Annotated in this window: 24 protein-coding genes and 1 tRNA gene; 17 read left to right on the top strand and 8 right to left on the bottom strand. The window is 62.1% G+C overall.

The genetic code is table 11. The features are described from left to right. Positions 1-12: 12 nt before the first annotated feature. Positions 13-816, top strand: a complete 804-nt coding sequence (locus tag RFM98_RS16530; RefSeq protein WP_320309858.1) for an alpha/beta fold hydrolase — start codon at positions 13-15, stop codon at positions 814-816. Positions 817-889: 73 nt separating this feature from the next. Further along, positions 890-1,507, top strand: a complete 618-nt coding sequence (locus RFM98_RS16525) for a hypothetical protein (RefSeq protein WP_320212313.1) — start codon at positions 890-892, stop codon at positions 1,505-1,507. On the opposite strand, the gene RFM98_RS16520 is transcribed toward RFM98_RS16525, so the two are convergent. Beyond that, positions 1,497-2,444, bottom strand: coding sequence for a metallophosphoesterase family protein (locus RFM98_RS16520; RefSeq protein ID WP_320309857.1), 948 nt, complete (start codon positions 2,442-2,444; stop codon positions 1,497-1,499). The two genes, RFM98_RS16525 and RFM98_RS16520, sit on opposite strands and share 11 nt — an antisense overlap. A 68-nt stretch (positions 2,445-2,512) precedes the next feature. On the opposite strand from RFM98_RS16520, the gene RFM98_RS16515 reads away from it, so the two are divergent. Both RFM98_RS16515 and RFM98_RS16510 read left to right on the top strand, forming a co-directional pair. After that, on the top strand, positions 2,513-3,016 hold the full coding sequence (locus RFM98_RS16515; protein WP_320309856.1) for an NUDIX domain-containing protein: 504 nt from the start codon (positions 2,513-2,515) through the stop codon (positions 3,014-3,016). 75 nt (positions 3,017-3,091) lie between these two features. After that, entirely contained in the window at positions 3,092-3,595 is a 504-nt protein-coding gene (locus tag RFM98_RS16510; RefSeq protein ID WP_320309855.1) for an ABZJ_00895 family protein, read from the top strand. Between the two features lie 19 nt (positions 3,596-3,614). On the opposite strand, the gene RFM98_RS16505 is transcribed toward RFM98_RS16510, so the two are convergent. Then, the gene (locus RFM98_RS16505; RefSeq protein WP_320309854.1) at positions 3,615-4,601 is read right to left on the bottom strand and encodes a glutathione S-transferase family protein; all 987 of its coding nucleotides are present in this window, start codon (positions 4,599-4,601) and stop codon (positions 3,615-3,617) included. A 293-nt stretch (positions 4,602-4,894) separates the two neighbouring features. Between RFM98_RS16505 and RFM98_RS16500 the strand changes: the two genes are divergently transcribed. The 6 genes from RFM98_RS16500 (at position 4,895) to RFM98_RS16475 (ending at position 9,913) form a co-directional block, all read left to right on the top strand. Then, the gene (locus tag RFM98_RS16500; RefSeq protein ID WP_320309853.1) at positions 4,895-5,500 is read left to right on the top strand and encodes a GNAT family N-acetyltransferase; all 606 of its coding nucleotides are present in this window, start codon (positions 4,895-4,897) and stop codon (positions 5,498-5,500) included. 27 nt (positions 5,501-5,527) lie between these two features. Beyond that, a complete protein-coding gene (locus RFM98_RS16495) occupies positions 5,528-6,289 on the top strand; it encodes a 3-hydroxyacyl-CoA dehydrogenase (protein WP_320309852.1) in 762 nt (253 codons plus the stop codon). 5 nt (positions 6,290-6,294) lie between these two features. Then, positions 6,295-7,479, top strand: coding sequence for a CaiB/BaiF CoA transferase family protein (locus RFM98_RS16490; RefSeq protein ID WP_320309851.1), 1,185 nt, complete (start codon positions 6,295-6,297; stop codon positions 7,477-7,479). Between the two features lie 39 nt (positions 7,480-7,518). After that, a complete protein-coding gene (locus tag RFM98_RS16485; protein ID WP_320309850.1) occupies positions 7,519-8,289 on the top strand; it encodes a HugZ family pyridoxamine 5'-phosphate oxidase in 771 nt (256 codons plus the stop codon). Between the two features lie 158 nt (positions 8,290-8,447). After that, positions 8,448-8,786, top strand: coding sequence for an ArsR/SmtB family transcription factor (locus RFM98_RS16480; protein ID WP_320212323.1), 339 nt, complete (start codon positions 8,448-8,450; stop codon positions 8,784-8,786). Between the two features lie 287 nt (positions 8,787-9,073). Next, positions 9,074-9,913 (top strand): TrmH family RNA methyltransferase, encoded by an 840-nt coding sequence (locus tag RFM98_RS16475; RefSeq protein ID WP_320309849.1) that lies wholly within the window; start codon positions 9,074-9,076, stop codon positions 9,911-9,913. A 109-nt stretch (positions 9,914-10,022) separates the two neighbouring features. Here the strand turns inward: RFM98_RS16475 and RFM98_RS16470 are convergent, their stop codons facing one another. Both RFM98_RS16470 and RFM98_RS16465 read right to left on the bottom strand, forming a co-directional pair. Continuing rightward, positions 10,023-11,165 carry a coiled-coil domain-containing protein gene (locus RFM98_RS16470; RefSeq protein WP_320309848.1) on the bottom strand — a complete coding sequence of 381 codons (1,143 nt, stop codon included), beginning with the start codon at positions 11,163-11,165 and terminating at the stop codon, positions 10,023-10,025. Positions 11,166-11,282: 117 nt separating this feature from the next. Next, positions 11,283-11,819, bottom strand: a complete 537-nt coding sequence (locus tag RFM98_RS16465) for a DUF1134 domain-containing protein (RefSeq protein ID WP_320309886.1) — start codon at positions 11,817-11,819, stop codon at positions 11,283-11,285. 116 nt (positions 11,820-11,935) lie between these two features. Between RFM98_RS16465 and RFM98_RS16460 the strand changes: the two genes are divergently transcribed. The 3 genes from RFM98_RS16460 (at position 11,936) to RFM98_RS16450 (ending at position 13,429) form a co-directional block, all read left to right on the top strand. After that, complete coding sequence (locus tag RFM98_RS16460) at positions 11,936-12,181, top strand: hypothetical protein (RefSeq protein WP_320309847.1); 246 nt, start codon at positions 11,936-11,938, stop codon at positions 12,179-12,181. Between the two features lie 20 nt (positions 12,182-12,201). Further along, positions 12,202-12,831, top strand: coding sequence for a histidine phosphotransferase ChpT (chpT, locus tag RFM98_RS16455; protein ID WP_320212329.1), 630 nt, complete (start codon positions 12,202-12,204; stop codon positions 12,829-12,831). 229 nt (positions 12,832-13,060) lie between these two features. Beyond that, positions 13,061-13,429, top strand: coding sequence for a response regulator (locus RFM98_RS16450; protein ID WP_320309846.1), 369 nt, complete (start codon positions 13,061-13,063; stop codon positions 13,427-13,429). A gap of 69 nt (positions 13,430-13,498) precedes the next feature. On the opposite strand, the gene ctrA is transcribed toward RFM98_RS16450, so the two are convergent. Next, positions 13,499-14,194 (bottom strand): response regulator transcription factor CtrA, encoded by a 696-nt coding sequence (gene ctrA / locus RFM98_RS16445; protein ID WP_006203583.1) that lies wholly within the window; start codon positions 14,192-14,194, stop codon positions 13,499-13,501. A gap of 448 nt (positions 14,195-14,642) precedes the next feature. On the opposite strand from ctrA, the gene RFM98_RS16440 reads away from it, so the two are divergent. Further along, positions 14,643-15,020, top strand: coding sequence for a flagellar export protein FliJ (locus tag RFM98_RS16440; RefSeq protein ID WP_040989842.1), 378 nt, complete (start codon positions 14,643-14,645; stop codon positions 15,018-15,020). An 87-nt stretch (positions 15,021-15,107) separates the two neighbouring features. Here RFM98_RS16440 and RFM98_RS16435 read toward each other — a convergent pair whose 3' ends face one another. Beyond that, the gene (locus RFM98_RS16435) at positions 15,108-15,509 is read right to left on the bottom strand and encodes a winged helix-turn-helix transcriptional regulator (RefSeq protein ID WP_320309845.1); all 402 of its coding nucleotides are present in this window, start codon (positions 15,507-15,509) and stop codon (positions 15,108-15,110) included. Between the two features lie 86 nt (positions 15,510-15,595). Between RFM98_RS16435 and RFM98_RS16430 the strand changes: the two genes are divergently transcribed. Then, complete coding sequence (locus tag RFM98_RS16430) at positions 15,596-16,522, top strand: NADP-dependent oxidoreductase (protein WP_320309844.1); 927 nt, start codon at positions 15,596-15,598, stop codon at positions 16,520-16,522. 65 nt (positions 16,523-16,587) lie between these two features. Here the strand turns inward: RFM98_RS16430 and sciP are convergent, their stop codons facing one another. After that, positions 16,588-16,863 (bottom strand): CtrA inhibitor SciP, encoded by a 276-nt coding sequence (gene sciP / locus RFM98_RS16425; RefSeq protein WP_006203587.1) that lies wholly within the window; start codon positions 16,861-16,863, stop codon positions 16,588-16,590. Between the two features lie 254 nt (positions 16,864-17,117). Between sciP and mnmA the strand changes: the two genes are divergently transcribed. Beyond that, the gene (gene mnmA, locus RFM98_RS16420) at positions 17,118-18,308 is read left to right on the top strand and encodes a tRNA 2-thiouridine(34) synthase MnmA (protein ID WP_320309843.1); all 1,191 of its coding nucleotides are present in this window, start codon (positions 17,118-17,120) and stop codon (positions 18,306-18,308) included. A 139-nt stretch (positions 18,309-18,447) separates the two neighbouring features. Here mnmA and RFM98_RS16415 read toward each other — a convergent pair whose 3' ends face one another. Continuing rightward, complete coding sequence (locus RFM98_RS16415) at positions 18,448-19,413, bottom strand: Gfo/Idh/MocA family protein (protein ID WP_320212367.1); 966 nt, start codon at positions 19,411-19,413, stop codon at positions 18,448-18,450. A 253-nt stretch (positions 19,414-19,666) separates the two neighbouring features. Here RFM98_RS16415 and RFM98_RS16410 point away from each other — a divergent pair. After that, positions 19,667-19,743, top strand: a tRNA-Met gene (locus RFM98_RS16410). The last annotated feature ends 438 nt before the right edge of the window (positions 19,744-20,181 follow it).

Genomic DNA, 20,181 nt, shown 5'->3' with positions numbered 1-20,181 from the left:
CTTCCATTTTTCATGCTTCCATTCCCTTATGCCGTCGAAGGCGGCGCTGGTCAAAAGACGATCGTCTTTCTGCATGGCTTCGGAGCTTGCAGCGAGATTTGGCGTGACGTCATGGCATCGCTAGCGCTGGAAGGGACCGTATTGGCCTACGATCTGCCGGGCCATGGCCAGTCGCTGGAATGCGAAGGCATGGGCGGCGCCAAGCCGGCCGCGCGAGCCATCCTCGCCGATCTTGGCGCCCGCCAGCTGGTCAAGGTCCATCTCGTCGGTCACTCCATGGGCGGCGCGATCGCGACGTTGATGGCGCTTGCCGATCCTGGCCGCGTGGCTTCGCTGACGCTGTTGGCGCCCGGCGGCTTCGGCCCGGAAATCAACGCGGCCCTCTTGCGCCGCTATGCCGCCGCGGCCGGCAGGAAACAGGTCCGCGCCAGCCTTGCGGCCATGTCGGGTCCGCGGAGCGTGCCGCCGGACCACGTGGTGGATGCCCTCTTCCGGATGCGCAAACGGCCTGGCCAATTGCAGACCCTGATCGATATGGCGGCCGCGATGACCAGGGATGACCGGCAAGGCGTCATCCCCGGCGCGCAACTGGATACGCTCGAGATGCCGGTGATGGTTGTTTGGGGAGCGGAGGATCCGCTCCTGCCTGTCGAGCAGACCGAGGCTCTGCCGTCGCACTTCCATCTGCACCATGTTCTTGACGCAGGTCACATGCTGGTCGAGGAGGCTCCGGACCTGGTTGCTGAGATCGTGCGCCGCAACACGCGCCGCCGCGGCCGGCGACAACGACCGGTGTTCGGCGCGACGGCAAGCTGACCGTCGCTATCATTCAGTGCATTTTGCCGGCGATTGTGTTAACCCGCTGTTAACCAACAGCGAGGCAGCCGCCATGAAGGACGCAGGCGACAAAATCACTCCGATCGAGCCGTCGCGAAAGCTCTCGGATGCCATACGCGACGTCAAGAACGCCTTTGCCGACCGCGATGACGTGGTCGTCGACATGCGCGAGGCGCATCGCATGCGGCTCGATCTGTTGGCGAGCGAGCTTGCTCCGGTCTTTGCCGATGTCCCGGCCGACATGGACAGCTTCGACTTCGCCGTCTCGTCGGGCCTGCAGCCGAGGCTATGGATCGATGCGGTGAGCCACGTCGCCATGGGACGCGACCGCCGCACCTACCGCTTCCTCAAGGATACGCGCGTCGGCCGTGTGGTGCTGGCCGAATCGACCGAGATGAAGGCCGTCGCCGATGCGGTGACGCGCTACGTGGCCGAGCGTGTCGTCGAGCGGCAGCGCATGATGGAAGGCGGCATGGAGAGCGCCGTTCCCTGCCTGCATCGTCCCGTGGTTCAGGAAGCGGAGCCGCCTATCCAATCCGAAACCCGACGCAACGGCTGGACGAGCTTCTTCGCCGGCCTTGGCCTGATCACCGCCGGCGCCCTTGTCGGCCTGGCGGTTTCGCTGGCCTTGTTCTGGGACCGCATCATGCAGATGAAGATCAGCTTCTGACCAGAGCAATTCCTGCCTGGCCCGCCGCGCCGGCCGGCACGTCGAGGTCCATGGTCTGCAGGTCCGATGGCGGCAAGGCGGGGCCGGTCAGGCCGCGCCGGATCAGGCGCAGGCGCCAGTTGCCCTGTTCGCCATCGATTTCGAAGATGTTGTACTGCGCCGCCGGGTGCTTGCTGCCGGGCGCCTGGCCGGCGGCGGCAACTCCGACCACGGGCACTTTTGCGGCACGTGCGCCGATGGTGAACAAGGACGGCAGGTGCGAGTGGCCGTGCAGGACGAGTTCTGCGCCATGCCGACGAATGACCTTGTGGAAACGGGCAATACCGAACAGCCGCTTATGCTGCGGAACCGCGCCGCGCACCGGCGGGTGGTGGATCATGATGGCCCGGAACAGCCCCTGTTTCGCCGTATCGTCGAGAACCTTGCCGAGCCGCTCGGCCTGCTCTTCCATGAAGAAGCCGTTTGCCATGAAGGGCGCGGTGGCGCGCGCCGTGGTGATGCCGATCAGCGCGACATTGCCGCGCACGCGCAGGTACGGAAAGGAATTGCGGTCGACCGGACTGTTGACGCCGTCGCCCGTCATCCACGGAGCCCACGCCCGGCAGACCTTGTCGAAGGCGCCCGGCACATAGGCATCGTGATTGCCGGGAACCACGGAAACGTCGTGCGGCGATCCAAGCGTCTCCAGCCAGTGCTTCGCCATCTCGATCTCGCCGTCGAGCGCCAGGTTGACGAGATCGCCGGTGACGGCGAGGTGGTCGGGAGCGCTGGCCTTGATATCGGCGACCAGTGCGTCGATCACCGCGTCATGCATATGGCGGCGGCGGTTGCGCTGCCAGTTGACATAGCCCAGCACGCGCTTGGACGCGAGATCGCGATAGGTTACATCGGGCAGCGGTCCCAGATGAGCATCGGAAATATGCGCGAGCCTGAACATGATCCCTTCTTAAGCGACGCCGGCGAGGCTTTCCACTCACCGTTTGCTGTTCGCCTGGGGATCGTGGGATGAACCGCCGAGCCGATCCGGAAGAGGCATTCCGCCAGACCGGTTGGCCGGGGCTGCGGGCGAGGCTCTTCCATTTTTATTTCCTGCTGCGCCGCCCGATGACGCTCGGCGTGCGCGGCCTGGTTTATGACCGCGCCTCCAATTCCGTCTTCCTGATCCGCCACACCTATGTTCCGGGCTGGCAATTACCGGGCGGCGGAGTCGAGATCGGCGAGACGCTCGAGGAAGCGCTGGCACGCGAGCTGGCCGAGGAAGGCAACATAGCGCTGACCGCTCCGCCGGTGCTGAAGTCGATGCATTTCAATCGCCGCTCCAGCAAGCGCGACCATGTCGGCCTTTATCTGATCGAAGCTTTTAGCCAGACGGCGCCTAAACTGCCGGACCATGAGATCGCCGAAGCCAGCTTCTTCCCGATCGACCGCTTGCCAAAGGAGACGACACCGGCGACGAGGAGAAGACTCGAAGAAATCTTTGGTGGCGAACGTGTATCGCCCTATTGGTGATTTCTCAAAGCCGTTATCTGCTCCAAAGAATCAAAAGCGCCGTCGTATCCTCTATAGATTGTTGGAGACATCTGCATGACAACCGAAACCGCCAAGCCCGCCAACGTATGGCCGTACGTTGGCATTTACATTGCGACCACAATAATATTGACGGCAATATGGGTGATGGTTGGTTACCTGGCTCCCGCTTTGGTCGAACTGGCTCCCACTTTGGTCGAAAAAGCGAAAACGGCCGCCAGCTTCGTGACGATTTTTGCATCCACGCTTTCCGCATATTCGATCTTCATAAGACGAAACGGCAGGCTTTTTGATCGTGGTGAATATTGGAGGGTGGTCTTACTCTCAACGGCGGCCACCCTGCTGTTTTCAGCAATCATGATGTTATTTTCGATTACGGTTAGAACCGCACCAGGAAGCGTGAACGACGTTCCCGCCAGGATTTGGATCATCCTGCTGATTATCGGCGCGATTTTCGGGCTTTGCGTCAATGCTATAGGCTTTTCCAGCCGGTTCGGCAAAACGCTTTTGAAGGCCCATAGCAAGCGACAGACTCAGCTCGACACTGAGCCTTTCCGATAAGCTATCGCTGCAAGCAGCGTCACGCCGCCTTCCTGAATCTGCCCCGGTCATGCGGCGCGGCATAATCAAGCTCCGGCCCCACCGGAACGATCCCCGTCGGATTGATCGATCTGTGGCTGCCGTAATAATGCGCCTTGATGTGGTGCAGATTGACCGTGCTTGACACGCCCGGAACCTGATAGAGATCGCGCAGATAGTTCGACAGGTTCGGATAGTCGGCGATACGGCGCAGATTGCATTTGAAATGGCCGACATAGACCGGATCGAAGCGAACCAGCGTGGTGAACAGCCGCCAGTCCGCCTCGGTGATGCGATCGCCGGCCAGATAGCGCTGTTTGGATAGCCGCTCCTCCACCGTATCGAGCGCGGAAAACAATTCGCCGAATGCCTCCTGGTAAGCCGCTTGCGTGGTGGCGAAGCCGGCGCGATAGACGCCGTTGTTGATCGCCGGATAGACCAGCGCATTGATCTTGTCGATCTCAGCGCGCAGCGCTGCCGGATAGAAGTCGAGACCCGCATCGCCCCATTCGTCGAAGGCGGAGTTGAGCATCCGGATGATCTCGGAGGACTCGTTGTTGACGATCGTCTTTTCCTGTTTGTCCCACAGCACCGGCACCGTCACGCGGCCTGAATAAGCCGGATCGGCCTTGGCGTAGATCTGGTGCAGGAAATCGAGGCCGTAGAGCGTGTCCCCGGTGGCGCCGTCCTCGGTTTTGAAGGTCCATCCGTTTTCGCCCATGAAATGGTGCACCACGGACACGGAGATGATGCCCTCGAGCTTCTTCAGGGCACGGAAGATCAGTGTGCGATGTGCCCATGGGCAGGCGAGCGACACATAAAGATGATACCGGCCGGGTTCCGCCTTGAAGCCGCGCGTGCGCCCTTCCGCCGGCCTGCCGTCGCGCGTGATCCAGTCGCGCCATTGCGACTCCGTTCGCACGAACCGGCCGCCGCTGTCGGTGTTGTGGGAGCGGTCCTGCCATCTGCCTTCAATCAACAATCCCATGCAAAAAATCTCCGTGTGGTTCGCATTATCTAGGCTGATGATCGGGCCGGCGAAGCCCCTCAGGCGCTGAACAGTTCGTCAAATGACGAACCAGTTCGTCAAAGGGTGCAAAGAAAAAGGCAAAGAGCGCCGATTGCAGCGGCACAAAATTGGTGCTAGCGGAAGCGCCCATGTTCGACTTTGCTTCGATCCGGTTCGACCGACGACGAAAGGGCGCCCGCGCTTAAGAAGCGCTGATTGGCGAACGCTGCCGCTTGCAGCAAACCTTCCTCGCATACCGGAACGCAAAGACCATGAGCCTTGCCGACGTGAAATACCTGCCGGAAACCCCGGCGCATGACGCTGAAATCGAAGCCATCAACGACGAGGCCTTCGGCCCCGGCCGTTTCGTGCTTGCTGCCTACAAGATCCGCGAGTCGGGAGGACATGACCGTTCGATGTCCTTTGTCGCCGTCAAGGACGACAGGGTGATCGCCTCCGTGCGTATGACGCGCGTCGCGGCAGGCGCGGGTCGCGCCATGATGCTCGGTCCGCTTGCGGTGCGCCCCGCCTTCAAGAATCTCGGCATCGGCCGCAAGCTGGTCGCGATTGCGCTGGAGGCGGCCAGGAAGGCCGGCGCGCCCGCCGTCATTCTGGTTGGCGACGAGCCATATTATGGGCCGCTCGGCTTCAGGCGCTTTCCGCGGGGGCAGATCACCATGCCGCGCCCGGTCGATCTCGACCGGCTGCTGCATCACGAAATCAAGTCGGGCGCCGTCGCTCGCTTTGCCGGCGATGTCTGTCACGCCAACACGGCGAGGATTGCGGAATTTGCCCCGGCTTTGGCGCGCTCGGCCGCCAATGCGCAGCCGTCGTTGGACCATGGTATTGCGGTTGCGCCCCCTTTGCAGGCTTCGTAGCATAATCCGAAATCCTGGGAGGCTTGCATGAACCCGAATGGCCAGATCGCGATCGTCACCGGCGGCGGATCGGGCCTTGGCGAGGCGACGGCGCGCGCGTTGGCGAGCAAGAGCGCCCGTGTCGCCATCCTTGACGTCGGCATCGAGCGCGCGGTGAAAGTCGCAACCGACATCGGCGGTATTGCCGTCCAATGCGATGTCGGCAGCGGTGACAGCGCTACGGCCGCGATCGCCGAAGCGGCCGACAAGCTTGGTGAACCGCGCATCCTGGTCAATTGCGCCGGCATCGCCATCGGCGTGAAGACGATCGGCAAGGATGGACCGCATCCGCTCGACCAATACCGCAAGGTGATCGAGATCAACCTGATCGGCACCTTCAACATGATCCGCCTCGTCGCCGATCGGGCGGCGAAACTCGATCCGCTCGCTGGCGGCGAGCGCGGAGTCATCGTCAACACCGCCTCCGTCGCCGCCTATGACGGCCAGATCGGGCAGGCCGCCTATTCGGCCTCCAAGGGCGGCGTCGTCGGCATGACGCTGCCTGTGGCGCGCGATCTGGCGCGTTCGGGCATCCGCGTCTGCACCATCGCGCCCGGCATCTTCAAGACGCCGATGATGGCCGGCATGCCGCAGGAGGTGCAAGATTCGCTCGGCGCTTCCGTTCCCTTCCCGCCCCGGCTTGGCGAGCCGTCGGAATATGCATCGCTTGCCCTCCACATCATCGAAAACCAGATGCTGAACGGTGAGACCATCCGCCTCGATGGCGCCATCCGCATGGCGCCGAAATAGGCCGGATGACTGGATCGCCGACAAGCGCGAGCGTTTCGGCCGAAAAGACCGGCCCGCTCGCCGGCTTGAAAATGATCGAGATGGCCGGGCTCGGCCCGGTGCCGCTTGCCGCCCTGATGCTGTCCGAGATGGGCGCCGAGGTGTTGCGCATCGAACGTGCCGACACCGGCCAACCGCTTCTGAACCTGCCGGAAGAATACGACCTCGACCGCCAAGGCCGTTCGATCCTCAAGCTCGACTTGAAGCGTCCGGCGGGCGCGGAGCTGTTGCTGCGGCTTGCGGCACGGGCCGACTTGCTTGTCGAAGGCTTCCGCCCAGGCGTGATGGAGCGGCTCGGCCTCGGGCCTGATGTCCTTTTCCAACGCAATCCAGCGCTGATCTATGGCCGCCTGACGGGATTTGGCCAGGATGGGCCGCTATCCGGGCGAGCCGGGCACGACATCACCTATCTCGCCTATGCCGGCCTGCTGCACGCGATCGGCAGGAAGGACGCGCCGCCAGTGCCGCCTCTCAATCTCGTCGCGGATCAAGGCGGCGGCGCCATGATGCTGATCGGCGGCGTGCTCGCCGCTCTCTTCCAGCGTTCGCGCACCGGAAAAGGCCAGGTGGTCGATGCCTCGATGATCGAGGGGGCCTCGATGCTCGCCGCGCCGATCCACGCCTACATGGCGGCGGGTCTCTGGAGCGACAGGCGCGGCGAGAACCTGCTCGATTCCGGCGCACCGTTCTACGACACCTATGAGACGGCGGACGCAAGGCACATTGCCATCGGCTGCCTCGAACCGCGCTTCTTCGCCGAATTCGCCAGGCTGCTGCCGCTCGCCGGGCATTTTGTCGGCGGCCAGTACGACAAGTCGCTATGGCCCGCGATGCGCGCCGCCATTGCGGGGCGGGTCAAGGAGAAACCGCGCGACGAATGGGCCGAGCTTTTCGCCGCGACCGATGCCTGCGTGGCTCCAGTGCTGTCCCTGGTAGAAGCCAGGAACCATCCGCACAATCGCGCCAGGCAAAGCTTCGTGAGGTCCGGCGGGCTCGAGCGCCCGGCGCCGACGCCGCGTTTCTCGCAAGGCCCCCAACCGCTTGCCGCGATGCCGGCCGCCGCCGATCGCCAGCCCGCAGGCATATTGACCCGTTTCGGCCTGGGCCAAGAGGAAATCGAGGCCCTTGCAAAGGCGGGTGCGCTCGGTTGATAACCGGAGAATAGAAATCAACTTATCCCGGGTGAGCCAGTGACCGAACCGAAAAAAGATGTCATTCGCGAAACCGACGCCGAGGCGATCAGACTGGCGAAAGCCCTGATCCGCGGAGCCCGTTTCGGCGCGCTCGCGGTGATCGAGCCCGGCACCGGCGCGCCGCTGGCAAGCAGGGTCGGCGTCGCCACCGACATCGACGGCGCGCCGCTGATCCTGATCTCGATGCTGTCCGCGCACACCGGTGCGCTTGTCGCCGATCCGCGCAGCTCGCTGCTGCTTGGCGAACCCGGCAGGGGCGATCCGCTGGCGCATCCGCGCATCAGCCTGGCATGCCGAGCGCTGCAGCTGGAGCGGGGATCGGCCGATCATATCCGCGCCGAAAGGCGCTACCTCAACCGCAATCCGAAGGCAAAGCTCTATGCCGGGCTCGGCGACTTCTCGTTCTTCCGGCTCGAGCCCGAGCGAGCCAGCCTGAATGGCGGCTTCGGCAAGGCCTATCTTCTCGACCGCGATGATTTCATCACCGGCGGCGCCATTGTCGAGGAGCTCGCCGGCAGCGAACAGTCCGCGCTCGACCACATGAATGCCGACCATCGCGACGCGCTATGCATTTATGCCCGTCATTTCGGCCGCGCCGAGGGCGACGGCTGGATCGCCACCGGCTTCGACGCCGACGGCATGGATCTCGCCGCTCCGGATGCGACCTGCAGGATTTTCTTTCCACAATCCCTGCAAACCGTGCGCGGATTGCGTTCCGTGCTGGTGGAGATGGTCAAGACGGGACGCGCGGCAGAGCAAGGACGATAGTTGATCGTGCGCCGTCGAAAGCAACTCTTGAGATTTAAACGAAATGATCTACCTTCGTTGTGACGCTGATTCAGCAGCGCCTATAGACATCTGAACATTGTGGAATCGGGCGCCATTGCCCCCTGGCGCCAGGATGAGCCAGGACCCTTGGGGGATCTATGATCTCAAATAAGCTAATCGCCAGTGCGGAATCGGCGGCCGCGTTTCTCACTCTCATGGGCAACGAAAAGCGCTTGATGATCGTGGCCCATCTGATCGACGGCGAAATGTCGGTAGGCGCCATCGCCGAGAAGGTGCAACTCAGCCAGTCCGCGCTGTCGCAGCATCTCGCCAAGTTGAGGGCGCTCGATCTCGTCGAGACCCGGCGCGACCGCCAGATGATCTACTATTCCTGCAGATCCGAAGCGGTTCGCGAATTGCTGCGTATGCTGGAAGGCATTTTCGGCGACGGCGACCTTTCGCAGATGGCCTATCGGTTGCGCCGCGCCGGGGCTTGACCCGCGGCTCCTGTCGCTCATTACCTCGCTGATGAACCCCGGAGCAGTTCCAGGAAAGGTGTGAGACGGCTGATGCTTGTCGCCCAGAAGTGTGCAGCGCTCTGGGACAACGACATGCATCAAAACAAAGACTTTAAAGCGCGTCGCCTGAGTCCGGTTCAGCGCGACGCGCTTTTAGGCTCGGCGACCTCGCGCTAGCCGCCCGTCCGGAATTGCGTCAAAACAACGAGATAGAGCGGTTCACCGTTTCGGTGAAACGGTGAAATGCTCTGTCCGGCGAGGCGTGCATGAATCTCATCCCTATCGACGATCCCCAGGACCCGCGCGTCGCCGCCTATCTCGACATCCGCGAGCGCGACCTCGTCGGTCGACACGGGCGCTTCGTCGCCGAAGGCAAGGTGGTGCTGGACCTCTTGCTGTCGACCGGGCGCTTCTCCGCCGAGTCGGCCCTCATTCTCGAAAACAGGCTGGCCGGCCTGCAGGCGGTCTTGCGCAAGGCGCCTCCGGATTTTCCAGTCTATGTTGCCGCCGGTGAGGTCATGGACCGAATCGCCGGTTTCCACATGCATCGCGGCATCCTGGCGATCGGCATCCGTGGCGATCCGGCGCCCGCCGAGGTTCTGGTGGAAGCCTTGCCTCAGCACGCGTCGGTCGTCGTCCTGGTCGGCATATCCAATCACGACAATGTGGGGGCGATCTTCCGCAATGCCGCGGCCTTCGGCGCGGACGCCGTGCTGCTCGATCAGACCTGCTGCGATCCGCTCTACCGCAAGGCAATCCGCGTTTCGGTCGGCGCAGCGCTGAAGGTTCCCTTCGCGTCCTTCGGCGATAGCGGAACCTTCATCGCGACGCTCGATCGGCTTGGCTTCAGCCAGTTCGCTCTCTCGCCGCGCGGAAACGTCGACATCCGCGCCGCGGAGCGTTCGGCCAGGCTCGCACTCTATCTCGGCACCGAAGGCGAAGGCCTGCCGCCGGATATGCTTGCCCAGCTCCACACTGTGAGAATCGGCATGGCGGAAGGCTTCGACAGCCTGAACGTCGCGGCAGCCTCGGCTATCGCCCTGCATCATTTTTCGAAGGCTAGTCTAGAGCCGGATGATTTCAGGTCCAATAGACCTGAAATCTGAATCCGCCTCTCGATCAGAGAGATAGAGCATGATGTCGCCTGAAAACCGCTTCACACTTTTCGGCATCATGCTCTAGCGACCGACAGCCTGGATAACCGGGCAGGCTTGTTCAGTTGGTCGAGCCGGCTTTCTGCAAAGCCCTCACCCGGTCGGCAAGGCTGATGCCGCGCCCATTTAGCTGCCCGTCGCCCGCCAGGGCCTTGGCGATAGGGGAATCCGGCCCGTCGAGTTTCATCGTCAGGTTGACGACCTCGGCCGCCAGTTCGTTCATTTGTTCGCGAAGGCCGGCACCGGGGCGCGTGTCGCCTGCCGATTCGGGCATTGCGGTCCCCGAGGCGGCAAGATCGGTTTTCAGTCGTTTGTTCTCGCGCTCCAGCGCCGTCAGCCTTGCCTCCAGCCGTTCCCGGTCGCCCTCGAGCTTGGCGATTGCCTTGTCGACATCGTCGCTTTTCACATCGCCGCCGGCGGCCAGCCGTGCGACGCCGTTTGCGGGCGCGGTCTCTTTCGAACGTTCGCGCATTCGAGCGAGGTCCTTCTCGCGCCGGTCGAGCTTTTCCTCGCGGTCGGCCAGCGTAGCGAGCAGCCGCTCGACCTTCTTGTCGAGCTCGGCCGTTTTCTTCTTCTCGACCTTCAACGCTTCGCGCGCGGCCTTGCTTTCCGAGGCGACTTCCTGGTTTCGCCTGTCCGCCTCCTTGCGCTGGCTGCGCAGCATCGCGATGTCGCTGGCGAGTTTTTCCAGTTCCGATTCGCGCGCAACCAGCTCGATCTGACGGTTCGAGGACGAGAAGCTGGCGTCGTCATACATCTGCTCGAGCTTTTGCAGCTCCACCGCGCGTTTCTCCAATGCCCGCTCCGTCTGTGCGTGCTTTTCCGACAGACGGTGCAAGTCCTCCTCGCGCTGCCTGAGCTCCGCATTTTTGGCCTGCAGATCGGAGAGCGCCTGGTTCTTGTCCTTCGTTTCGACCGCGAGCCCCTTCAAGGCCTCGCGCCCGCGACCGATCTCGACCAGCTGTTCGGCCGCCTTCTCCTGCAGGTTCTTGACGGTTATCTCCAGCCGGCGCGTCGTCATGGCATATTCCGCCCGGACCCGGTCCTTGTCCGCCTGGATTTCGGCGGGCGTCAGTGGCAGCGAGGCCTCGAGGCGCCTGCGCGTCAGGACAACGGCCCGCCGCCAGACAGCCGGCGCGATCAGCGACACCAGAAAAGCGGCGCAAAGGAAACCGAGTACGAAGAACAGGACCGACTGGACCAAGGCGTTCTATCCACTTTACGAAACGGCAATCGCTGGATCGTGCCACCTTGGCATGGCGGAAATTCAACGCCGCGGCAAGAGCTCGCTGTCCGAGCGATTGTAACGAGCAGAACCCGCTCAGAACGGGTTCCAGGTCGGCCTTTCGGTGAGCTTCAGATAGCCGAGATTGACGCCGAGACGGGCACCGACGCCGGTACGGATCGGCACGATCAGCACACGGTTGCTCTGCAACACGTTGAAACCGACACCCGCAATCACATAGGCGGAGCCGGCAACGCCGCCGAAGCGGTTATAGAGGCTGCTGATGTCGTCGAGGTTGTAGACCAGCATCATCACCCGCGATCCCTCGCCGCCGAAATCCCAGCCGAGCGATGGACCTTGCCAGAACACCTTATGGTCGCCGGCGTTCTTGGTGTAGAGCGTGCCTTCGCCATAGGTCAGGCCACCGATCAAGGCACCGGAACCTTCCTCGCCCAGCAGGTAGCCGTTGGGCAGGCCGTAGGAGGCAAAGATCTTCTCGACCACGGTGGCCAGTCCCCCGGACGTCTCGCCGAAGAATTTATGACCGGAATCGACGATCTCCTGAGCGGTGTACTGCTGGGCCCGTGACGCCGAGGTCGAAAGGACAAAAGCCCCCAGGAGTGTGATGGTCATGGTGAGGACACGGACGAACGTCCGGTCGTAGTATCGGGAAAACATGCTTCCAATCTCCGTCAGGGAGCACTTTCGCCGACGCCTCGCACCCCTGCGGCTCTTGGCGGCCGTTCAGGGTGGCTATCACGGGCAAATTATGCCGTAATCCTTTTTCAACCATTAAGCTCTCACAGGAAGATGGCGGTTCGAAGGCTGTGCTGTCGCTCGGCGATGGGTTTTCCCGCTGTGAACACACCATTTTTGCCGTCGACAATTGTGGATTTGTTGATGCGCGCTCGGGCGCTGTGTATTCAGAAAGCCTTGGAAAGAGCGTGATTCGTGTGGGCAGGCGCGAAAACGGTCGCTCGGCCATGAACAACTGACCTAAGCAGGGATTTCACCGATGGCCGAGCTCTTTACCCTTTCCGCGCCCGATCTCGCCGCGCTGCTTTGCAGCCGTGTCTGCCACGACATCATCTCGCCGGTCGGCGCAATCAACAACGGACTGGAACTGCTCGACGAAGGCGGCGCCGACGAAGACGCCATGAAGCTCATTCGCCAGAGCGCCAAAAACGCCTCGGCGCGACTGCAGTTTGCCCGCATCGCTTTCGGCGCCGCGGGTTCCGCCGGCATGATGATCGACACCGGCGATGCCGAAGCCGTGGCCATCGCCTTCTTGAAGAACGAAAAGCCGGAACTGATATGGAACGGCTCCCGCGCGCTGCTGCCCAAGAACAAGGTCAAGCTGCTGCTCAACCTCATTCTCGTCGCCCATGCGGCCATCCCGCGCGGCGGCAAGCTCGTGATCACGCTGGAAAATCTCGAAACCGAGCCGCGTTTTTCGCTGTCGGCCAGCGGCCCGATGCTGCGCGTGCCGCCGAAATTTCTCGAACTGCATTCCGGCCACAAGCCGGAGGAGCCGATCGACGCCCATTCGGTCCAGCCCTACTACACGCTGCTTCTGGCGCGTGAGGCCAATATGACGATCTCGATCCACGCGACCGCCGAAGAGATCGTGCTCACGGCCGCGTAATATCAAGAAACGACAAAGTATCGCTTGTCGCCAATATTTGCATCCACAATGCAGGCGCAGCAATGTCCACGCCCATTGCGCTAAAGACGCCGCAGCTCAAAACGGCGCGATACGCCTCTTTGGAAAAACTTTACCTAACGTCTTTTCGGCTTCTTTACCAGATTGGCCTATGGTGCTCACCGGTTACCCGGAGGGTGCCAGTTCGGTAGATGGCAAAGAGGACCCGGACATGAAGCGCTGCCTGTTCGTCGATGATTCGAGCGTCATCAGGAAGGTTGCAAAACGCATTCTTGGCGGCTCGGACTTGATTGTCGTCGAGGCGGCGAGCGGGGTCGAGGCTGCCGAAATCTGTGCCAGCGACATGCCGGATGTCATCGTCATCGACGGCGGTCTTGCCGACATCCAGGCAGCGGACCTCATTCGCCGCCTCCGCGCCATGGAAAGTCCCATCAAGCCGCAGATCCTGGTGTCGCTGGTCGAGGTCGACGTCGCGGCGATCATGCGCGCCAAGCGTGCCGGCGCACAAGGCTATCTGTTGAAACCCTTCAACCGGGCTCAATTGCTCGAAAGCTTCCGCGTCCTGAAAATCGCCGCCTGATTCGCTGGAAGCATTTCAAACAAAAAACCCGGCCTGAGCCGGATTTTTCCTTGAAATCATCCGCTCGCTTTACGCGCTGACGCGGATATCTTCCGGTTCGCGCAACACATAGCCGCGGCCCCACACCGTCTCGATGTAGTTCTGGCCGCCGGACGCAGCGTCGAGCTTCTTGCGCAGCTTGCAGATGAAGACGTCGATAATCTTCAGCTCCGGCTCGTCCATGCCGCCATAGAGGTGGTTGAGGAACATTTCCTTGGTAAGCGTCGTGCCCTTGCGCAGCGAGAGCAGCTCCAGCATCTGGTATTCCTTGCCGGTTAGGTGCACGCGCTGGCCGCCGACCTCGACCGTCTTGGCGTCGAGATTGACCACCAGGTCGCCGGTGGTGATGACCGACTGGGCATGGCCCTTGGAACGGCGCACGATGGCATGGATGCGCGCCACCAACTCGTCCTTGTGGAAGGGCTTGGTCATGTAATCGTCGGCGCCGAAGCCGAGGCCGCGCACCTTGTCCTCGATGCCGGCCATGCCGGAGAGGATCAGGATCGGCGTCTTGACCTTGGAGAGGCGCAGCGTGCGCAGGACTTCATAGCCCGACATATCGGGGAGATTGAGGTCCAGAAGGATGATGTCGTAATCGTAGAGCTTGCCGAGGTCGACGCCTTCTTCGCCGAGATCGGTCGTATAGACGTTGAAGCTTTCCGATTTCAGCATCAGTTCGATGCTTTGTGCGGTTGCACTGTCGTCTTCAATCAGCAGAACACGCATTTCATTCCCCTTTTCTGCTGCCGGACCCTGTCACGACCCGTCCGGGACCCGGAGCAGTGATTGCCTGAACAGAAGGTGCCACCGACTGGTTAACAAATCCTAATTTCGTGCCATCCACGATACCAGATTTTTTAACCCCTTTCTACACCCACTTGAATCTAATAACGAATCACAGACCAAAATCGCTAACGCACCACATTAAAAAGTCAGCCTAAGTGACTCCAGAGACTCGTTGGCCGGGCTTCCCGCCGCAGCCGGAATTTTTACCCGGCCTTAAGTCCTCGCCCGTATGATTAACAATGCCCGTAAACGAATGGTTACCGCCGGCAAAAATCTTTAGGGCTTTGTTTCCCATAGCCCAGGGAAAGCCGGGGGAAACTTGCGGCGCTCGGCTCGTTCCGGGCGGGTTGGACGGGTATGCAGGTGTGCGTTTGCGGAGTATCGAGTCATGAAGTCACGTGAAAACCTCGTTCGGCTGAAGCAATTTCAGGTGAATGAGAAGCGGCGGCAGCTTTTGCAGCTGGACATGATGATCGCCGAGTTCGAGCGCATGGCCGTCGAGCTGGAAGCGCAGATCATCGCCGAAGAGAAAAAAGCCGGCATCACCGACATCAACCATTTCGCCTATCCGACCTTCGCCAAGGCGGCGCGCCTGCGCCGCGACAACCTCAGGAATTCACAAAGCGACCTCGCCCAGCAGCGAAGCACTGCCGAATCATTACTCGGCGAAGCTGAAGCGGAGCTGTCCAAGGCGGAGATGCTGGAATCGCGGGACACCAAGATCCGCGAGGCCGAAACAGGCGGCCGCAGCGCCATGATCGGCTGATCGCCGCGCATTTTTTGAAAGTCGTTGCCGCGGACATACCGGCTTTTTCAGAACCGACTACCGGTCGAATCGGCCTCGCCGCCGGCTTCAGGACGCAGCCGCCATCTCGCCATGAACAGCCGATGCCCGGACCCGGGCATCCTTGATTTCCGGCGTATGCTCTTCCGCCCACGACCGGATTTGGTTGAGCAGCCCCGCCAGGTTCTGGCCAAGCTCCGTCAATTCATACTCCACGCGCGGCGGGATGACCGGAAACACCTCGCGCCGGACAAGGCCGTCTCGCTCCAGCACACGCAGCGTCTGCGTCAGCATCTTGGGCGTGATGCCCTCCAGCTTGCGCGCCAGCTCGCCATTGCGCAGCCGGCCGCGCCGCAATGCGCAAACGGTGAGATAAACCCATTTGCTGGCCAGCATCTCGAGCACCGTGTGCGACGGGCATGTCCGCCGGAAGGCGTCGTACCCGAACGGGGATCTGTCTTCACTATCCATGAGGTGCCTATATATAGAAAAGGTACATACTAGACAATAGAATATTACTATCCAAATGATACCGGCACATTCAACAGGAGGTGTTCATGCGTGCCGTTATCCAGAACTCCGTCGGCGGACCCGACGTCCTTTTCGTGGCCGAGCAGCCCGACCCCTCACCCAGGCCCGGTGAAGTTCTCGTCCGCGTCAAGGCGGCGGGCATCAATCCGGTCGACGGCGCCGTGCGCGGCGGTTTCTACCCGCTGCTCGGCGAGCCGCCATTCATTCTTGGTTGGGATATTTCAGGGACCGTCACGGCGCTCGGCGACGGCGTGAGCGCCTTCAAAGTCGGTGACGACGTATTCGGCATGCCGCGCTTTCCCAAGCAGGCCGCGGCCTATGCCGAGCTTGCCGCGGCGCCGGCGGACGAGATCGCCGCGAAGCCCGTCGCCATCGACCATGCGCATGCCGCGGCGCTGCCGCTGGCTGGCCTGACGGCCTGGCAGGGCCTCGTCCGGCATGGCGCCCTGCAGGCCGGACAACGCGTGCTGATCCATGCCGGCGCCGGCGGCGTCGGCCACCTGGCTGTTCAGATCGCCAAGGCGCGCGGCGCTCATGTCATCGCTACAGCAAGCCCGGACAAGCTCGATTTCGTTCGCTCGCTCGGCGCCGACGACGCCGTTGACTACACCAAGGGCAACTTCGTCGAGCAGGTCCGCAATGTCGATCTTGTGCTGGACGCTATCGGCGGCGACCATGTCGACGAGTCGCTGAAGGTGGTGCGTGATGGTGGCGTCCTGGTGTCGCTGCTCGACGTCCACGACGCCACCAGGGCGAAAGCCAAGGAGCGGAACATCCGCGTTGAACGCATGTCTGTAGTCCCCGACCGCGAAGGGCTTATCGAGCTCGCCAGGCTCGCCGATACCGGGAAGCTCGCGGTCCATGTGGTGAAAGCCTTTTCGCTCGACCAGGCGGGGGCTGCCCATGCTTTCCTCGCCACCCGGCCGATCGGCAAGGTTGTGCTGACCGTCTGAAGCTTTTGCAGAAAGCGAAAGGGGCGCGGAACACCGCGCCCCTTTTCGTTCTACGGCTGTCCAGCCTAATGCCGGTATTGCTGGATACGCGTGGTGCGCAGCCCGGCAAGGCCGTATTCGTCGATCGATGCCTGCCAGGAGAGAAATTCTTCGGTGGTGAGCTTGTAGCGCTGGCAGGCTTCCTCAAGGCTGAGCAGGCCGCCGCGTACCGCGGCGACCACTTCCGCCTTGCGCCGGATAACCCAGCGCCGCGTGTTCGTCGGTGGCAGATCGGCGATCGTAAGAGGGCTGCCGTCGGGCCCAATAACATACTTGACTCTAGGTCTAACCAGATCGGTCATCGTACTCTCTACTAAAAAATCAAAGACCCAATCCCCGCCACAGTACCGCCACAGCTTTAAAAATTGCCTAAGCGAACCCTAATCACTAGGTAAGGATCGTGAACGCCCGGTTAGGATTTCGTTTAGGATTTGAAACAACGGCCTCCAGGCCCTGGTTTTGCCCATAAACCCGTCTCGACCCGCAAGCTGGCGCAAGCGTGGCGCTTGACCTATATTCCGGCCATTGGCATTGAGCGCCGCACAGTGAAAGCACCATGAACAGCCTCGATCTTCCCCGCCGCCCCGAAGAAACCCGCGTCGTCGTCGCGATGTCGGGCGGTGTCGATTCGTCGGTGGTTGCCGGCATCCTGAAGCGTGAAGGCTATGACGTCGTCGGCGTGACGCTGCAGCTTTACGACCACGGTGCGGCCACCCACCGCGCAGGCTCCTGTTGCGCCGGACAGGATATCGACGATGCGCGCCGCGTCTCGGAGACGCTCGGCATCCCGCATTACGTGCTGGACTACGAGGAGCGCTTCCGCAAGGCGGTGATCGATCCGTTCGCCGAGAGCTATGTCGCCGGCGAGACACCAATCCCTTGCGTTTCCTGCAACCAGACGGTGAAGTTCGCCGACCTGCTGGCGACCGCCCAGGATCTCGGCGCCGACGCTTTGGCCACCGGCCACTATATCCGTTCGCGCGCCAACGGCGCGCATCGCGCGCTCTACCGGCCTGTCGACGCCGACCGCGATCAGAGCTATTTCCTGTTCGCCACCACCCAGGCGCAGATCGATTACCTGCGCTTCCCGCTCGGCGGCCTGCCGAAGCCGCAGGTGCGTGCGATTGCCGAGGAAATGGGGCTGACCGTCGCCGCCAAGCAGGACAGCCAGGACATCTGCTTCGTGCCGCAGGGCAAATATTCCGACATCATCGCCAAGCTGAAGCCGGCGGCCGCCAATCCCGGCGACATCGTCCATATCGATGGCCGCGTGCTCGGCCGCCATGAAGGCATCCTGCGCTACACGATCGGCCAGCGCCGCGGCATCGGCATCGCCTCGGGCGAGCCGCTCTACGTCGTTCATCTCGACGCCGACCGCGCGCGCGTCATCGTTGGCCCGCGCGAGGCGCTGGAGACGCACAAGATCTACCTGCGCAACATGAACTGGCTGGGCGACGGACCTCTGTCCGACGTTCCGGCCGGCGGGATCGAGCTCTTCGCCAAAGTCCGCTCGACCAGGCCGCCGCGCCCGGCCGTGCTGCATTACCGCAACGGCGTGACGTCGGTCGAGCTGGCCGACGGAGAATCGGGCATCGCGCCCGGACAGGCCTGCGTGCTCTATTGCGACGACGGCAACGAGGCGCGCGTCTTCGGCGGCGGCTTCATCGAGCGCTCTGAGCGCGGCGCCGAGGCCGAGGCCATGCTGTCCCGGCTTGCCGCCGGGCCGGCGCAGATCCCGGCCGAGTAAGTTCTAATGCATGTCGCCCAGAAGTGTGCAGCGGTTCTGGGACAACCGACATGCATCAATACAAAGACTTAAAGCGCGTCGCCTGAATCCGGTTCAGCGCGACGCGCTTTAAGTTTATCGCCGCTGCTTCAGGACGGGCTCAGACGGACGAGCCGGTATGGATCACCGTGCCGGCGGTCAGGATGCGCAGCACCCGGATCGCTTCCTCGCCGTCGGTGCGCGGCTCGGCGCGCGTCTCGATGCATTGCATGAAATGGGCGAGTTCGCGCGTCAGCGGCATGCCTTCTCCGACCGGCACGTAGGAAGGCTCGTTGGCGGTGAAGGCCCATTGGCCGCTGTCCTGCCAGACAGCGTGGCGATAGACGGCAAGCTTGCGCTCCCATGGCTCGACGTCGTCGAACACCGCCATCGCCTTGGTGCCGACGACCGTGAGACGTCGCTCGCGATAGGGATTGAGGCGCGAGGCGAAGAGATGGCTGCGCAGGCCGTTCGGGAAGCGCATATGCAGATGCGCGAAATCGCTGAGATTGTCGAGCAGCGCTGCCCCCTCGCCCCTCACCTCGATCGGCTCGGTGCCGGTGATGGCGAGAATCATCGACAGGTCGTGCGGCGCAAGATCCCAGAGCGCGTCGTTTTCGGTATGGAACTTGCCGAGGCCGAGCCGATGCGAATGGATATAGCGCACGTCGCCGAGCTCGCCATTGTCGATCAGCGCCTTCAATGTCTCGAAAGCCGGATGGAAGCGCAGCACATGGCCGACCATGAAGACGCGGCCATTGTCTTTCGCCGCCTTCACCGCGCGCTCGGCGTCCGTGACCGTCAGCGCGATCGGCTTTTCCACCAGCACGTCCTTGCCGCTTTCGACGGCGCGCACCGCGGTGTCGGCATGAAACTGCGGCGGCAGCGCCATGACGATGGCGTCGATGTCGGCTCGCTCGAACAGCTTGTCCGGCTCGATCGCGAGGCAATCCTGCTCGCTGGCGAAACCTTCCGCGCGGGCGCGGTTGGCGTCGGAAACGGCGTGGAGCGCGCCAAGCGCCTTGAGGGTGCGGATATGGTTGCTGCCCCAGTATCCGCAACCAAGGACGGCGATGCGCGGCTTCATTCGCTCAAACTCTAGAATTTCATGGCCGAGACATAGCGACGTGCTCCGCCGAACTCAACCCCGCGACATGCGCCGAGTGCCTGCCCGGCAAAGCTTTTCTGGGATGAGATTATTCTGGCCAGATTATGCAGGCATGTCGGCCGCTTCCAAGCTTGACAGCCTCACCCTCCCAACCTTATATCCGCGCGACCTTGGCGAACGCCTTGAAATACCGATCCGTTCAGGACGGTTTTTTCGAGCCATTTGCCACCCTGGCGGGGTAGCTCAGTTGGTTAGAGCACGGGAATCATAATCCTGGGGTCGGGGGTTCAAGTCCCTCTCCCGCTACCAAAATCCCTCTAAACTATTGAAATCACTGCTAAAATCGCGGATAGATGGTAGCGCCCAGCGCTAAAATCCTCAATGATTTCAAGACCGAGCCTGTTACCATTGCGGCGCCAACGAACGTGTCGCGACGCTTGGCGACAACATGGCGAATGTCTTGATTGGGCCGGAAGCAGTAGGTCCGCTTGTGATGCAGGCAAGAACGATAGCGACTTCAAATCTCAGCAACTGACTTCCTGAGTTGGACCTAAAGCGCGTCGCGCTGAACCGGATTCAGGCGACCCGCTTTAAGTCTTTGTTTTGGTGCATGTCGTTGTCCCAGAACCGCTGCACACTTCTGGGCGACATGCATTAGATTAGGACAGACATTTGGCGCTCGCTCGGTAATCGACCGCTTGGCGCACCGCTGCGAACATTCGAAACCGTGATGTTCGACTGGCCTGA

The organism is Mesorhizobium australafricanum (assembly GCF_033977265.1).
In the GTDB taxonomy this organism is placed as follows: Bacteria; Pseudomonadota; Alphaproteobacteria; order Rhizobiales; family Rhizobiaceae; genus Mesorhizobium; species Mesorhizobium australafricanum.
This window is presented reverse-complemented; position numbering and strand designations above follow the sequence as displayed.